The organism is Novosphingobium humi, assembly GCF_028607105.1.
Lineage (GTDB): Bacteria > Pseudomonadota > Alphaproteobacteria > Sphingomonadales > Sphingomonadaceae > Novosphingobium > Novosphingobium humi.
In genome coordinates this window covers 657,369-671,554 of sequence record NZ_CP117418.1, presented here as the reverse complement: position 1 = coordinate 671,554, position 14,186 = coordinate 657,369, and the positions used below count along the sequence as shown (strand labels likewise).

The window sequence follows — 14,186 nt, the reverse complement described above, 5'->3', positions numbered from 1 at the left end:
GGGACGCTGCTCGCCTCATCCGCAGGCCGAAGCTTCTGGGGTAAGCTATAGGATTTCAACCTTTCCACGCGGCATATCAAGCAAGAAATCCAGACTTGTATCTCGTGGCGGCACGCCAGGGATTGCATGAATCAGGAGTTCAATGGGATTCCGGTGATCTGCGAAGATCAGGTGCTTGCCCTGCGCGAAGGCGTTGTCGAGCGTTGGCTGTTCGGTACGGAAGAAGAGAAATTGTCGCGCATAAATCTGGATGGCGTGATTCAGCTTTTCCGTTTCTGCCTGTGCAAGCACTAGGGTCACAAGCCTTGGCTCTGTCATGTATTGCATAGGTCGCGCGAACAGAACGGCGATGGCGGGCGTCAAAGGAACCAGCAGCTTGGGACCATGCCAATGCTGGACAGGGATAGGCATATTATTGTAAAAACCGTCGCCATAGATAAATTCCCTCTCGGGCGAATAGAGTACCATGGCCTTGCCTCGACCTGAGATTTCCTTGACGGCGTCGCGCTGCGCGTTGCGAATGTTCAAGCCGATAAGGCTATTTCGTTCGTGCTCAGGCAAAGGTCCGCGGAAATGCTCGGCCAATGAAACAGCCCGACTGCGGCATCGCGGACTGCGGACGGCGAGTGACACCAGACACTCAATCAGCGTGGCGAACTGTTGATCGCTGACTGGTTGACGCACAATACGCTCAGCGCGCGCGCGCTCAAATGGCGGGTCGCAACGTTCAAGCGTTTCCAGCCACGCAATCAGGCCGGGAAACGCAGAATCCGCCCTGTCGAATTCAGGCTCGAAGGACTGATCCCAAGGACTGTCAACGGTAGGATCGTCGCTCAACTTGATATGGTGGCCGTTGCCGATCACCCCGATATTCTTAGGCTTTAGCCGTCGGATTTCGCCGTTCGGCATCATCTGGCCGACGAAGCCTTCGTCGTCAGCCCAGAGCTTCGAAATGCATTCCGGCCACCAATGGTGGCGTTCCGATTTTAGCTTTGCCATTCTACCAAGTCTATCAGGTGTTCACAGGCATAACCAAGGGTGGGTTCGGGAATATTGCTAGACGACGCGATTATTGTAAGACCGTATGTCCGTCTACGCGCTGAGTAGCTCGCCCTACACTGCGCATCCGAGGGTTTCTCGGAAGGGCCGAGTCGATCCTCATCACAGGAGGACGAGCCGTGGGACATTCTACAGAGGTTTTCGTCGGAATCGATGTCGCAAAATCGCGGAATGCTGTGGCGGTCGCGGATGGAGAGCGTGGAGGGGAGGTCCGCTATTTGGGCGAGTTGCCCGCCACGCCCGAGGCGATGCGACGGATGGTGCAGCGTTTGGCAAGCCGACATCAGCAGATGCATTTTTGCTACGAGGCGGGCCCGACAGGCTATGGCTTGTACCGGCAGATTACATCCATGGGCTATCCATGCACTGTGATCGCCCCCTCACTCATTCCCAAACGTGCCGGGGACCGGGTTAAAACGAACCGGCGCGACGCGATTGAACTGGCAAAGTTATTGCGCGCCGGCGAGCTGACAGCGGTTTGGGTACCAGACGAAAGCCATGAAGCGGTACGCGATTTGATACGGGCTCGCACCGCCGGTGTCGAAATTTTGCGCGTGCATCGCCAACAGGTCAGCGCATTGCTGCTGAAGCATGGCTTGAGCTATCCTGGCAAAAAGACATGGGGGGCGAGGCATCTCAAATGGCTGCAAGAGCAACGGTTTGATCACCCAGCGCATCAGATTGCACTGCAGGAAATGGTTGATGCTGTGCGTGTGGCGAAAGAGCGCGTTGCCCGCCTTGAGAAGGCGATCGAAGAGTTCCTCCCTCAGTGGGAATTGGAGCCGGTCGTGCGCGCCCTGCAAGCATTGAGGGGCATTGATCTCATTGTAGCCGTCACTTTCGTGACAGAAATCGGCGACATGCGTCGCTTCGATAATCCTCGGCAACTTATGGCCTACATTGGGTTGGTGCCCAGCGAACGGTCCACGGGCGATACGGTAAGGCGGGGAGGCATCACCAAGGCTGGTAATACCCGAATGCGTCAGTTGCTGGTCGAGAGTGCCTGGAGTTACCGCTACGCGCCCAAAGTGGGGGCGAGAAAGCTCTATCTGTTGGAGAAAACGGTGCCTGCGGTGCGCGAAATCGCCTGGAAGGCCCAGAGCCGCCTGTCCGCTCGCTACCGCTCTCTCACCGCCAGAGGCAAGAAAAGTACTGTAGTATGTACCGCAGTTGCAAGGGAACTGGTCGGCTTCATGTGGGCAGCCGCCCGCCAGGTTCAGCCGACCTGAACTTTGCCAGAGACCCCGCGTACAGGCGGGGGTGGGATCATCGGCAGGGGAACATCCGACGGACGTTTTGTGGCCGGCTTTGCCGACGCCCGCAGTAAGAACGGATCAGCCCCGGACGGATACTCGGAACTGCGGTATCCAACCCGCGCATCAGAGCTTGATCACCGACGGTCTAACGGTCCCACCTCCACCTGTACGCGGCTACATTCAGCGGCCGCATTCCGCGGCGGAATGCTCGCGCCCATAGTGTTGACAACGGACATCAGAGCGTCCGGCGTCGGTCGTGTTGCCAGGTTGATGCGCCATCGCGATGAGCGCGCCTTACGCAGTGTCCATTCGCACTGCGTAAGGAGAGTGCGTTGGACAGGGTTGAGATCATCACCGGGGTGGAGCGCCGCCGCCGGTATTCCGATGAGGAGCGTGCGGCGGTTCTCGCGATGTGCGACGAGCCCAAGGCGACGATCGTGGGCGTGGCCAAGCAACTGGGCATGTCGCCGGGGTTGATCCATGGCTGGCGGCGGATGCGCCGAGAGGCGGAGAAGCTTTCCAGCGAACCGCTGCAATTCATCGCCTATGGCTCGGTGGCTGAACCGACAGGCCAAGCGCTTGCCCCCAAGCCGATGGCACCACAGCCTGCGCCGGTGCAGCACACCACCGCCGAAGAACTGACCCGCCCACATCCCGGCTCCCGACCCGGTGCGATTGACATCGATCTGCCCAGCGGCATCCGCCTGTCGGTGGACAGCTACGTCAACGAGAAGGCACTGGCGCGGGTGCTGCGCGCCTTGCGTGATGTGGCATGATCTCGCTGGCGCCGGGCACCAAGGTCTATCTGGCGAGCAAGCCGGTCAGCATGCGGCTCGGCTTTGATGGGCTTGCCGCGCTGGTGCGCCCCTTGTTCGCGGTCGAGCCCTACGGCGGTCATGTTTTCCTGTTTCGCAGCAAGAGCGGCAATTACCTGAAGGCGCTGCATTGGGATGGCAGCGGGCTTTGCCTGTTCGCCAAGCGTCTGGAACGCAGCCGTTTCGTGTGGCCACCCTTGATCGAGGGCGGTGTTGTGCTGACGCCAGCCCAGTTCGCCTTGCTGATCGAGGCGATGGATTGGCGGCGCACGGTGGCACCCGAACCGCCCCGCACACCAGCCCAACTTTGAGATTATAATTGGCGCAATTCCAGGCTTTTTGCTTGGGCCAAGGGGCGGATTCTGCTAGCGGGAAGCGTGTCTCCCGACGATTTCGAACTGCCTGCCGATCCTGCAGAGTTGCGCGCTTTTGCCGCCGCCCTGCTCGCGCGTGCGGCGGCTTCGGAGCAGGCGCTGGCCGCCGAGCGAACCGCCCATGACGAGACCCGCGAGAAGCTGGAGGTGGCGCAAAACTCGATTCTGCTGACCGCGCTGCAGATCGAGAAGTTCAAGGTTCAGTTGGCCCGTCTTCGGCGCATGAAGTTCGGCCAATCCTCCGAGCGCATGGCGCTTCAGGCCGATCAGCTTGAACTGACGCTGGAAGACCTTGAAGCCGAGCATGCCCATGCCGAGTGCGTGGTCGAAGGCCACGTGCCCGATGATGCGCCCACCAAGGCTACCCCACGCAAGCCGCGCCGTGCGCCATTGCCCGACCATCTTCCCCGCGACGAGGTGATGCACCCCGCGCCGGATGCCGACGGCTGCTCTGCCTGTGGCGGCACGATGGGCAAGCTGGGCGAGGACGTGACCGAGGTGCTGGAATATGTCCCCGGCCGCTTCTGCGTTACCCGCCATGTTCGGCCCAAGCTTTCCTGCGATCGCTGTGACGCCATCAGCCAGGCCCCGGCTCCGGGGCTTCCCGTGCCGCGTGGTCGCGCCGGTCCGGGCTTGCTCGCCCACGTCATCGTCTCGAAGTTTGCCGACCACCTGCCGCTTTATCGCCAATCGCAGATCTATGCCCGCGAAGGCGTGGAGATCAGCCGCTCAACCATGGCCGACTGGCTGGGGCAGGCAAGCTGGCTGCTGCAACCGCTGGTCGACAAGATCGCGGATCACGTCATGGCCAGCGTCAAACTTCATGCCGACGACACACCCGTTCCCGTGCTGGCGCCGGGGACCGGGAAGACCGCCACCGGCAGGCTGTGGGTCTATCTGCGCGACAACCGACGATGGGACATATCGGACAGGCCGGCAGCACTGTTTCGCTATAGCCCTGATCGCAAGGGCGAGCGGCCACGCGAGCACCTCAAGACATTCGCGGGTTACCTGCAGGCCGATGCCTATGCCGGTTTCGAACGGCTCTATGCGCCAGACCGCGAGCAGGGCCGCATCACGCCCGTCGCCTGCTGGGCGCATGCCCGTCGTAAGCTGCATGACGTTTTCAAGGCAGATGAGCATTCAGTGGCCAGCCAAGGGCTGGACATGATCCGCGATCTTTACGCCATCGAGCGCCAGATTACCGATGTGCCGGCGGAACAACGGCATCAAGCCCGCGCGGTTTCCAAAGCCAAGGCGCTGGATTTCTTCGCATGGGCCGATGACGTGCTGTCCAGGGCCTCGGCCCGCTCACCTCTGGCCGAGGCGCTGCGCTATGCCGTGAAGCTCAAGCCCCAATTGCTCGCCTACACTGATGACGGCAGGCTGGAGATCGACAATAATCCGGCGGAGAATGCCCTGAGAGGGATATGCCTGGGCCGCAAAAATTGGCTTTTTGCCGGTGCCGACTGCGGCGGTGAGCGTGCGGCTGCCATGTATTCCCTGCTGGAAACAGCCAAGCTCAATGGCGTCAATCCGCAGGAGTGGCTGGCCAACGTGCTCGACCGCGTCGGCAAGGGACATCCCATCAACCGGATCGACGAACTGCTGCCGTGGAATTGGGCTTAGCCCTTCTACTGCTTGCCCCGACAGATCGCTGTTGAGTTTCTGGTGCCAGTAACCGATGATTCCGCTCGTGGCGATTTGATGGGGGAATGCCAGTGGGCCTTGAAGCTGTTTGGAAGATTCGGGAGGAAGAAACTTATCCAGCTCTGTTTGGTCCCGTAAGCCGAGGTATCTTCCCCCTTACTCAAGATCTGTTCACGAACCAATTTAACCAGACTGATATTGACCCAAGATGGCTGTTTTACGGCGTTTTCGAGTTTGCTCCTACGACCGAGCGCCCGTCATGGCTCTATGTGACATCGGGCTACTCCAATCCGTGGGATCAAGATCCTGCTGAATATGATCCAGCAGGAGAGTCTGGTGCCGGAGTAGAATTCACATTCTCCGTGTCGGAACAGGGTGATTGGGCGATCCAAACCTTGCAGCGAATGCTCGCATTTGACCTTCTTCTTGGCGCAGGTCGCTTTCCAGGGGGTGATCGGATGTCTCTGCACGATCGCATTCCACTGCGTGCCCCAATCAACGGCCAGCCAAATTGTCAGGTGCGAAATCTCATGCTTGTCGAACGGGAGGATGGACCGCAGGAGTTCACCCTTCCGTCAGGGGAAGTCATTCTCGTCGGCTTCACTGGGATAACCGATGCCGAGCTGACATTCGCAAAGGAGCACGGTTCGCCGGCCCTGATCGAGAAATTACGGACTGCCAGCTACCATCCAGTCACAGATCCAAACCGCAATTCGTTGGTTCTTTAGCCTTCAGTCGGGCCTTTCCGAGCCCAACGCCGGACGCTCTGATGTCCGTTGTCAACACTATGGGCGCGAGCATTCCGCCGCGGAATGCGGCCGCTGAATGTAGCCGCGTACAGGTGGAGGTGGGACCGTTAGACCGTCGGTGATCAAGCTCTGATGCGCGGGTTGGATACCGCAGTTCCGAGTATCCGTCCGGGGCTGATCCGTTCTTACTGCGGGCGTCGGCAAAGCCGGCCACAAAACGTCCGTCGGATGTTCCCCTGCCGATGATCCCACCCCCGCCTGTACGCGGGGTCTCTGGCAAAGTTCAGGTCGGCTGAACCTGGCGGGCGGCTGCCCACATGAAGCCGACCAGTTCCCTTGCAACTGCGGTACATACTACAGTACTTTTCTTGCCTCTGGCGGTGAGAGAGCGGTAGCGAGCGGACAGGCGGCTCTGGGCCTTCCAGGCGATTTCGCGCACCGCAGGCACCGTTTTCTCCAACAGATAGAGCTTTCTCGCCCCCACTTTGGGCGCGTAGCGGTAACTCCAGGCACTCTCGACCAGCAACTGACGCATTCGGGTATTACCAGCCTTGGTGATGCCTCCCCGCCTTACCGTATCGCCCGTGGACCGTTCGCTGGGCACCAACCCAATGTAGGCCATAAGTTGCCGAGGATTATCGAAGCGACGCATGTCGCCGATTTCTGTCACGAAAGTGACGGCTACAATGAGATCAATGCCCCTCAATGCTTGCAGGGCGCGCACGACCGGCTCCAATTCCCACTGAGGGAGGAACTCTTCGATCGCCTTCTCAAGGCGGGCAACGCGCTCTTTCGCCACACGCACAGCATCAACCATTTCCTGCAGTGCAATCTGATGCGCTGGGTGATCAAACCGTTGCTCTTGCAGCCATTTGAGATGCCTCGCCCCCCATGTCTTTTTGCCAGGATAGCTCAAGCCATGCTTCAGCAGCAATGCGCTGACCTGTTGGCGATGCACGCGCAAAATTTCGACACCGGCGGTGCGAGCCCGTATCAAATCGCGTACCGCTTCATGGCTTTCGTCTGGTACCCAAACCGCTGTCAGCTCGCCGGCGCGCAATAACTTTGCCAGTTCAATCGCGTCGCGCCGGTTCGTTTTAACCCGGTCCCCGGCACGTTTGGGAATGAGTGAGGGGGCGATCACAGTGCATGGATAGCCCATGGATGTAATCTGCCGGTACAAGCCATAGCCTGTCGGGCCCGCCTCGTAGCAAAAATGCATCTGCTGATGTCGGCTTGCCAAACGCTGCACCATCCGTCGCATCGCCTCGGGCGTGGCGGGCAACTCGCCCAAATAGCGGACCTCCCCTCCACGCTCTCCATCCGCGACCGCCACAGCATTCCGCGATTTTGCGACATCGATTCCGACGAAAACCTCTGTAGAATGTCCCACGGCTCGTCCTCCTGTGATGAGGATCGACTCGGCCCTTCCGAGAAACCCTCGGATGCGCAGTGTAGGGCGAGCTACTCAGCGCGTAGACGGACATACGGTCTTACCGATTATTCGTCCCCCCTGCCGCACAGCCAGCTGCGTAAACTCGAAAATGTTCTTGATATGGTCCTGCACATCGATCAGTATAAGGCTATGCGTTTTAACAATCTTGGCCGTTATAAAACCGGCGGCACATCCAGCCGGATGCAGCTTTCCGTTCCTGCCCCGAAGACTCCTTCGGGACGGGTTTATCGGTATTCGCCTAACGAGAAGGCTCCGCCGCGACACTTCATTCTCGGGGATGTTGTCGCCGACATCCCGCTAACGACCGAGCTGCGTCACCGCATGAAGCTGGAGCCGCGTTCGAACCAGACGGTTTGTCCCTACAGCGGTGTCATCGACGATGATTCAACATTTCTGCATCCTGACGATCTCGATGCTGCCATCGAGACGGTCAAGCAAGCAGCGCTCGTCGACGTCCATCGCGAACTTGACCGAATGCTTGGCGGATTGGCCAAATCATTCGCCGGAAATTCCTTCGTAAAGATGGAGGTGAAATCCTCCGTTGGACCGCCGCCGAAGCCCCATTTTCGTCGATCTGATCTTATGCGTGAACTGATTTGCGATCATTGCGGTCGTGATTACGGCGTTTACGCTATCGGGCTTTTCTGCCCTGATTGCGGGGCACCGAACCTCCGGCTCCATTTCTTGCGTGAGACGCAACTGGTCATTGACCAGATCGAGATTGCCGAGCAACTGGATGCCGAGCAGGAAGAGTTGGCTTACCGGCTTCTCGGCAACGCCCACGAAGATGTCCTCACGGCTTTCGAGGCCACGCTCAAGGCTGTCTATTTGTACGGGATCGACCAGCTTGGCAAAGACAGGCCTAGGGTCGGAAATGATTTTCAGAATGTCGACAAGGCCACCAAGAGATTTGCCGAAATTGTGGTCGAACCCTTCGCCACGCTGACGCCGGCCGCAATGGATGTCCTGAAAATCAACATCCAGAAGCGCCATGTCATCGGGCACAATCTGGGCGTCATCGACGACAAATTTGTGCCCTTTGATCCCGACGCGAAGGTCGGTGAAACCGTTGCGATTATCGGCGATGATATTCGCCAGTTTGCCGCGGTCGGTCAGCAGGTCATTGATGCGCTGGATGCCTGGCTATGCGGAACCATGTCGCCCATGGTTGGAAATGACGCGGCACTGGCCATCAAGCCATTGCCTGCACGTCCAGATGACCCAGACAATCTTTCTGCGCTCTCCCTCGACCTTTCTCTCTTGGCACGAAAAATGGCACTTTGGATTGCACAAACATCCCCTAATGGCCTTTCGGAATTTGTCGATTGCGAAGAACTGGTGCAGCACTTTTGCGATACAAAGCTCGAGGAGTTAGTCGAAGCCGTGGCCGAGTTGAAGCAAGACGGGTTTGTTGAAACTTACGAGACCATGGGAAGGGACATCCCATATTGTCGCCCCACGGCTGATCTATTTCTGATCTTCGATGCCAAAGCCATCGGCGCGAACTCCTCTGCGGACATCGCGCACCTAATACCAATTATTCTCGACGGGCCTGATGCCGTCGATGTGGCTACATTGTTCGCAAAATGCGAGTGGGAAAAGCGCCGGTTCAATCCAGCCCTTTCAGCTATTATCGCTCATATTCCGGAAGGCCGTGTAATCGGTGCAGCTGATGGCGAATTCGCTGCCCATTATTTCCAAATCCTGCCCGAAGATCGGGTCTCTCTCAAGAGATACTGGCAGCGTATAGCCTAATTTAAGCTGAAAACACCTTGAATGGTCGTCGAGGTAACATGCGCGCATCGTTCATTTTGACCAGCCTATAGTTAGAAATGGCATGCCATAGCCTGGAACCGCTTGTACTAGCGAGGCGATAAGTGATCGAATAAATGCCTGCTTACCTCTCTTTGCTTGGAATTCTGGACAATCTTCTGTGTCACTCAACACGTGCTTGCAAGCGCTGATTCGGAATGCGGTGCATGAACGGCAGCTTGGGTCAATTTACCGCTCAGAGGAGACAAACCGGTCTGTCCCTCCTCAACGTCATTCCCAAGGATTGAGCAGCGCCACGCCTGTACGTTCAAAATCCGCGACATTGCGCGTCACGACGGTAAGCCCATGCTCCAGCGCCGTTGCGGCGATCCAGGCATCGCGCTCACTGGCAGGATCTGGCACATGCAGCGCCGCGCAACGCCGGGCAACATCCGCGCCGGGTTCGAGCACCCTGTCGGCAAACCCCGGCAGAACTGTGGTTTCGAGCCAGCGCCGCAGTGCCTGACCCTGTGCGGCATCCTGTCTCTCCTTCAGCCGAACGCCCAGTTCCAGTTCAAAAACCGTGAATACGGAAAGGAAGGTCTGTGCCGGTGAGGTCGCCCGAAGCCATCGGACCACATTCTCGTCTGCCTTGCCCGAATGCAGTTTTCGGCTTTCAGAAATCACATTGGTGTCGAGCAGGAACATCAGTCGAATTCAGCCGGTCTAAAGCCCGGCATGGCTTTGGGAAATGCCATCGGGAAGTCGAGATCCTCGGCCGGCATCAGCATATCGGCAAGCGACCGGCCCTGACCGGCAAGACGCTCATATTCCTCGATGCTGAGCACGACGAGCGCAGGCTTACTACGCTCGGTCACAAAGACTGGGCCTTGTTTTGCCGCACGCTTGGCGCGCGCGGGATCACGATTGAAATCGCGGGAAGAAAGAAAGGACACGGTCACGGCACAGCCTCACTTGTCGTTACAATGCGACATAGCGGAAAAATGGCATGCTGTCATCTGATCTCTTCGCAGCCCGATGGTCGCCCGGCTGTGGACTGGCGTCGAGAGTAACCCCAAAAAATGGCCGAAGATTGCGAATTTTATGCGCCGATCAGCTTCCAAATCTCATGCTGATCCGCAGGCTGACCGAATTGTCCGCCCTTGCTGCCCATCGACCTGCAGCAACGACGGTATGGCATTGCCGGAAACAAATACACAGCCAACGGCCTCCATCCAGAGGCGCAGGTCGTCTGGCAATTTCAAACTTCAGCTGCCTGTCTGAGCTTTGCGATATGAGCGATGCAGATCTCCTGAACTTTCTGCCCCAGCACTTGAATCCGCTCCCGGAGCCAGTTCAATTCCTCCGGAGAAATATCGAAATGCTTTGAATGCTGGGCCTTCCTGTATGCGTCCTTCAGCTTTTGATACATCGCCCGCTGCGCATGTGTACCGCGAGGCCAAGCGTCGAACAGGCTCCGTTCCAGCCCTTCGGCAATGCCCCGCAAGAACACGATATTGGGATTACGAGGGGCATAAAATGTCAGCGTCAGCAGCATACATTTATACAGGTTTTCGGTTGCCTGATGGAGAAGGAAGGCAGCGTTACCGAAATAGCCTTTGTTCTGATAAAATTCAGCGCCTTCGTACCACCGCATAGCCCCGGTAAACTTGTCTTCAAAATAGTCCTTGGCGGCGAGGTAGGCCTGCTCAGGTGTTTTGGGCTTGGGTTCCGCAAGCAAGCGATCATCGGACTGGTAGAGGATTACCCCGTCCTTTGCGATCTCCATGAACAGAAGTCGGCCATGGGATAGGCCATCATTCACCTGCTGGAGCGAATGGACAATGAAATTGATCGGCGTGCGAATGACCTTTTCGACATGATAGGCGTCAAACAGCCGTTGCTCGGTTTCCTCCCAATATTCCGCGCGATCCGTTAGTTCCTTCTGATTAACGATCACCAGAATGTCATAGTCGGAGGTATATTGGTTTGCGTCGAAGGGCGCATCGACCCAATCGCCCCGGGCATAGGAGCCGAACAGGATGACCTTCAGGATCCGGGCTGATTTGCGGCGCCCGATCGCTTCCTGCGTTGCTTCGCGAAAGCCCTGAAACAGGATCTCTACCACGCGGTCGAGTTCGCGCTGTTTGACGGCCGGAAGATGATTGAGGTCACTGCGCATCTATTCGTTCTCAATTCCTGCATTTCGGGCGATTGCGCCGCTCACCGCACCACCTCGATAGAAACCCCGATGTCGAGATCTCCCCAGAGCCGATCTGCCGTGACGGCAACGGCCTGACGTGATCGCGCCAGAGCGAGGCAGGAGCGCTCCCCCAGACCCAGTCCTACACCGCGGACCAGCGGATGGATCTCCCCGCCAATATCGGCCTGATCGCGGTCCACCGCGATGACGTCGATATCGAGCTCTGCCAACATCGCTTTGGCTTCGGCTGCTTCGACGCCGCGATCCGTCAGCTTGGCCAGCACTTCATGGTAATTCACAGCCGATACCAAGGCGCGGGTCAAGCGGGCTTCAACCCGATCGGCTCCGGGCTCGTCGAACAGCAGGCAAAGCAGCGCCGAGGCATCAAGGACAAATGTGGGAATGAGGGCGCTATCGGTCACGCGCTGCCTCAACGCGTCGCTGGGCGATCAGTTCCTCCGACACGAACCCTTCCGTCGGGGCAAAGGCCTTTAGCCGCTCCTGAACCCGCTTGAGTGCGGACCTGGCCGGTCGGATGCGTACCTCATCACCCTGCAATTCAAAAAGGACCGTATCGCCATTTTGCAAGCCGAGAGCCCGACGCATTTCTGCGGGCAGGGCGATACGCCCACCGGCAATGACTTTACCTCGTGCGATGTTCATGCCCATCGTCCCGGATCGAGTACTGATTGGCAAATGGTACCATGATGGCATACCTCGTAGCAAGTCGGTCTCGTCTCCCCGATCTTGACGGAAGGCGATTGCGATTTCGGCGCTCGCGGCAACAATCGTGTCGATCACGCGGTCGAGGGCGGCCCGGCTGTTCCATGTGAGCTGGAGATCCGTTCGGCGATGATCCTCGAGACTGGGCTCGCGAGTGAGGGCTCCCAGTTGAGCCAGTCTGGCCGAGCGGCGATGCGGCTTCGACACGATTTCATCGGTCGACAGGCAGGCCTGATAGAGCGTCTTCCCCTCGATTTCGGCGAGATAGACCTCGAAGAGGAGCGCAACATATTGCCTTGCGGAAAGCAGCGGCCCCAGGCTTTCGAGGATGACCTTCTCGACCCGCAGGAAGGCCCGGCATACCAGCGCGCGTGAGCTTGCCGACCAAAGGCTTGCGGGCTGGACGTCATTCGAGTTCGACATCACCGTCATAAGGACACTCCGCTTTTGTCGATATCGGAACGGTCGCGGGCAGGGGGATCAACCTCGCTGTATGGGAGGCCGGGATGCTGGGCCCCCCTTCCACGACGCATCGCTGCCTTGTTGTGCGAGGCGCTGACGATGGCGCCAGGTTGCGACGATCAGGACGATCTGCGCGACCCACCCCCATACCGCCAGGGCATTCATGTAGGCTTTCCATCCTGCCGCTGGAACAACGATCTGGCCGACATGGATGAACACTTCGGCCTGCAGCAGGGCGGCCACCCATATGGGCCAGAACCGTGTGCTGCGAATGGCAAGCCATAGAAAAATGGCCAGCAGCACCATGTCGATTATCAGGATTCCGGTCTCGAGCTGGCGAAAGTGTGCTCTGGTCGGATCGGCCGCAAATACACTGGCCCAGGCTCCGCCAAACAGAGTAGCCGCCCCGATTTGCTCGGGTCGGCCACCCCGCATGGCCGCGTAAAGACTGCTGGCGATCAGCAGGATGAGGAATGCGACATGTCTCGTCATATTGAACCTGAACCATTATGGAAATCGGTGTCAGGGAACCCTGACAGGCATCAGGCAACCCGCAGATGATGTCCCACATCAAGGGGTTCAACTTTGCCCGGTTTGACCAGATCGCCATAGCTGACTTCGCGCAGACCGATGTCGTCGCTCGCCTGTTTGAGATTGGCATGGGTCGCGACGATCTTTTCGCGGGTTTCAGCAACGAGCATCATAGCGGATGCAGAGCTCAGGATAGCTTCCTGTCCGACAATGGCGGAAATCCCTCCATCGAGTCGGGCAAGCGGGAGGGCGGCATTGAGTTCCGCGATACGGGCGAGAGCGATATCGAGGGCAGTTTCTGCGGCAAAGAGCCGTTCGGCTACCGTTTGGGCAATGGCTAGGCGTTGAGCACGCATGGTTTCTCCTCCCCGTTCCTGCTGAAGGAACGGATTGTGTTGGATGATGATGGAAGGGCTGGCCTATGGGCGAAGCAGACTGCTCAGCCCGGAAAGCAGCGATACAGCAGAACCGACCGTAACGATGATACCGACGGTCACGGCTGCGATGACGATGAGGGTTCTACTCGCACTCAGATCATTGGCTTTTCTCCCGTTCAGACGGAGCGGCACCAGATCGAGCATTGCCGGCCTGAGAACAGCAACGGAATGTATGTCCTGTTGCTGAGCCGGCAGGGCGTCGACGATGATGGTGTCGTCCGTGTCTTTCGAGACGGGATCAGAGAATGCTGAATCGGTCGGTTTGGAAAGGTCCAGAAAATGGGCGCCCATTGACTGCCCCCCTGCAGAAGGGGAGGTTTGTGCCTCCCATTCGGCAAACACCCGGCCGGCTTCGCCGCGGTTCTGCACCCCAAGATGGCGGCAGGCGGACAGGACATGCTTATAGACCCGGCTCTCTGAGATGCCGAGCATGGCCGCAATTTCCTTGGTGAGATACCCCTTGGCAACCAGGCGCAGGCAATCCTGCTGACGCGAAGTCAGTTGCTGCAATCGTTCCCTGTTGCTTTCCACGAACAGCTGAATGCGGTCATTTTGCATCGCGCCCTCCTAAGCCGGGAGACCAGACCGCTGAGGGCGACGAGCGCAGTTGGCGAAGTCATTTACCTGGCCTCGCGGGGCAGGCCCAGAACGATCATGACATAAATTCAATGAATTGTTTGTGCTGCATTACAGCAATTTGACACTCTTGCGCAATTGTC

16 protein-coding genes are annotated in these 14,186 nt (G+C 58.3%); 6 read left to right on the top strand and 10 right to left on the bottom strand.

Features of this window, described 5'->3' with window-relative positions; genetic code table 11:
• Positions 1-45 precede the first annotated feature (45 nt).
• Positions 46-999, bottom strand: a complete 954-nt coding sequence (locus PQ457_RS18885) for a hypothetical protein (protein ID WP_273619371.1) — start codon at positions 997-999, stop codon at positions 46-48.
• A gap of 179 nt (positions 1,000-1,178) precedes the next feature.
• Here PQ457_RS18885 and PQ457_RS18880 point away from each other — a divergent pair, with 179 nt between their 5' ends.
• From PQ457_RS18880 to PQ457_RS18860, 5 genes are all read left to right on the top strand, one after another.
• Complete coding sequence (locus PQ457_RS18880; protein ID WP_273619367.1) at positions 1,179-2,288, top strand: IS110 family RNA-guided transposase; 1,110 nt, start codon at positions 1,179-1,181, stop codon at positions 2,286-2,288.
• 359 nt (positions 2,289-2,647) lie between these two features.
• Positions 2,648-3,091 (top strand): IS66-like element accessory protein TnpA, encoded by a 444-nt coding sequence (tnpA, locus tag PQ457_RS18875; protein WP_273619370.1) that lies wholly within the window; start codon positions 2,648-2,650, stop codon positions 3,089-3,091.
• A complete protein-coding gene (gene tnpB / locus PQ457_RS18870; protein ID WP_054132008.1) occupies positions 3,088-3,441 on the top strand; it encodes an IS66 family insertion sequence element accessory protein TnpB in 354 nt (117 codons plus the stop codon). The genes tnpA and tnpB overlap by 4 nt, the downstream gene beginning before the upstream one ends.
• A gap of 87 nt (positions 3,442-3,528) precedes the next feature.
• Positions 3,529-5,133 (top strand): IS66 family transposase, encoded by a 1,605-nt coding sequence (gene tnpC / locus PQ457_RS18865; protein ID WP_420541015.1) that lies wholly within the window; start codon positions 3,529-3,531, stop codon positions 5,131-5,133.
• Between the two features lie 92 nt (positions 5,134-5,225).
• Positions 5,226-5,882 carry a suppressor of fused domain protein gene (locus PQ457_RS18860; protein ID WP_273619368.1) on the top strand — a complete coding sequence of 219 codons (657 nt, stop codon included), beginning with the start codon at positions 5,226-5,228 and terminating at the stop codon, positions 5,880-5,882.
• A gap of 304 nt (positions 5,883-6,186) precedes the next feature.
• On the opposite strand, the gene PQ457_RS18855 is transcribed toward PQ457_RS18860, so the two are convergent.
• Positions 6,187-7,296 (bottom strand): IS110 family RNA-guided transposase, encoded by a 1,110-nt coding sequence (locus PQ457_RS18855; protein WP_273619367.1) that lies wholly within the window; start codon positions 7,294-7,296, stop codon positions 6,187-6,189.
• A gap of 192 nt (positions 7,297-7,488) precedes the next feature.
• On the opposite strand from PQ457_RS18855, the gene PQ457_RS18850 reads away from it, so the two are divergent.
• The gene (locus tag PQ457_RS18850) at positions 7,489-9,114 is read left to right on the top strand and encodes a hypothetical protein (RefSeq protein WP_273619365.1); all 1,626 of its coding nucleotides are present in this window, start codon (positions 7,489-7,491) and stop codon (positions 9,112-9,114) included.
• A gap of 288 nt (positions 9,115-9,402) precedes the next feature.
• Here PQ457_RS18850 and PQ457_RS18845 read toward each other — a convergent pair whose 3' ends face one another.
• The 8 genes from PQ457_RS18845 to PQ457_RS18810 all read right to left on the bottom strand — a co-directional run bounded on the left by PQ457_RS18845 (position 9,403) and on the right by PQ457_RS18810 (position 14,025).
• Positions 9,403-9,819: a type II toxin-antitoxin system VapC family toxin gene (locus PQ457_RS18845; RefSeq protein ID WP_273619364.1), complete on the bottom strand. Its 417-nt coding sequence runs from the start codon at positions 9,817-9,819 to the stop codon at positions 9,403-9,405.
• On the bottom strand, positions 9,819-10,073 hold the full coding sequence (locus PQ457_RS18840) for a type II toxin-antitoxin system prevent-host-death family antitoxin (RefSeq protein WP_273619363.1): 255 nt from the start codon (positions 10,071-10,073) through the stop codon (positions 9,819-9,821). The genes PQ457_RS18845 and PQ457_RS18840 overlap by 1 nt, the downstream gene beginning before the upstream one ends.
• Before the next feature lie 299 nt (positions 10,074-10,372).
• Positions 10,373-11,293 (bottom strand): nucleotidyltransferase domain-containing protein, encoded by a 921-nt coding sequence (locus PQ457_RS18835; protein WP_273619362.1) that lies wholly within the window; start codon positions 11,291-11,293, stop codon positions 10,373-10,375.
• A 41-nt stretch (positions 11,294-11,334) separates the two neighbouring features.
• Entirely contained in the window at positions 11,335-11,736 is a 402-nt protein-coding gene (locus PQ457_RS18830) for a type II toxin-antitoxin system VapC family toxin (RefSeq protein ID WP_273620385.1), read from the bottom strand.
• Positions 11,726-12,469: an AbrB/MazE/SpoVT family DNA-binding domain-containing protein gene (locus PQ457_RS18825; RefSeq protein WP_273620384.1), complete on the bottom strand. Its 744-nt coding sequence runs from the start codon at positions 12,467-12,469 to the stop codon at positions 11,726-11,728. Before PQ457_RS18825 ends, PQ457_RS18830 begins: the two co-directional genes overlap by 11 nt.
• Before the next feature lie 48 nt (positions 12,470-12,517).
• A complete protein-coding gene (locus tag PQ457_RS18820; RefSeq protein ID WP_273620383.1) occupies positions 12,518-12,991 on the bottom strand; it encodes a hypothetical protein in 474 nt (157 codons plus the stop codon).
• A gap of 50 nt (positions 12,992-13,041) precedes the next feature.
• Positions 13,042-13,386 (bottom strand): hypothetical protein, encoded by a 345-nt coding sequence (locus PQ457_RS18815; RefSeq protein WP_273620382.1) that lies wholly within the window; start codon positions 13,384-13,386, stop codon positions 13,042-13,044.
• A gap of 63 nt (positions 13,387-13,449) precedes the next feature.
• Entirely contained in the window at positions 13,450-14,025 is a 576-nt protein-coding gene (locus PQ457_RS18810) for a helix-turn-helix domain-containing protein (protein ID WP_273620381.1), read from the bottom strand.
• Positions 14,026-14,186: the final 161 nt, after the last annotated feature.

What these genes read in the sequence shown, in the direction of transcription:
- PQ457_RS18885 (WP_273619371.1), bottom strand. Translation starts at nt 999, where the DNA reads ATGGCAAAGCTAAAATCGGAACGCCACCATTGGTGGCCGGAATGCATT.
- tnpB (WP_054132008.1), top strand. Translation starts at nt 3,088, where the DNA reads ATGATCTCGCTGGCGCCGGGCACCAAGGTCTATCTGGCGAGCAAGCCG.
- PQ457_RS18850 (WP_273619365.1), top strand. Translation starts at nt 7,489, where the DNA reads ATGCGTTTTAACAATCTTGGCCGTTATAAAACCGGCGGCACATCCAGC.
- PQ457_RS18845 (WP_273619364.1), bottom strand. Translation starts at nt 9,819, where the DNA reads ATGTTCCTGCTCGACACCAATGTGATTTCTGAAAGCCGAAAACTGCAT.
- PQ457_RS18835 (WP_273619362.1), bottom strand. Translation starts at nt 11,293, where the DNA reads ATGCGCAGTGACCTCAATCATCTTCCGGCCGTCAAACAGCGCGAACTC.
- PQ457_RS18825 (WP_273620384.1), bottom strand. Translation starts at nt 12,469, where the DNA reads ATGACGGTGATGTCGAACTCGAATGACGTCCAGCCCGCAAGCCTTTGG.
- PQ457_RS18820 (WP_273620383.1), bottom strand. Translation starts at nt 12,991, where the DNA reads ATGACGAGACATGTCGCATTCCTCATCCTGCTGATCGCCAGCAGTCTT.
- PQ457_RS18815 (WP_273620382.1), bottom strand. Translation starts at nt 13,386, where the DNA reads ATGCGTGCTCAACGCCTAGCCATTGCCCAAACGGTAGCCGAACGGCTC.
- PQ457_RS18810 (WP_273620381.1), bottom strand. Translation starts at nt 14,025, where the DNA reads ATGCAAAATGACCGCATTCAGCTGTTCGTGGAAAGCAACAGGGAACGA.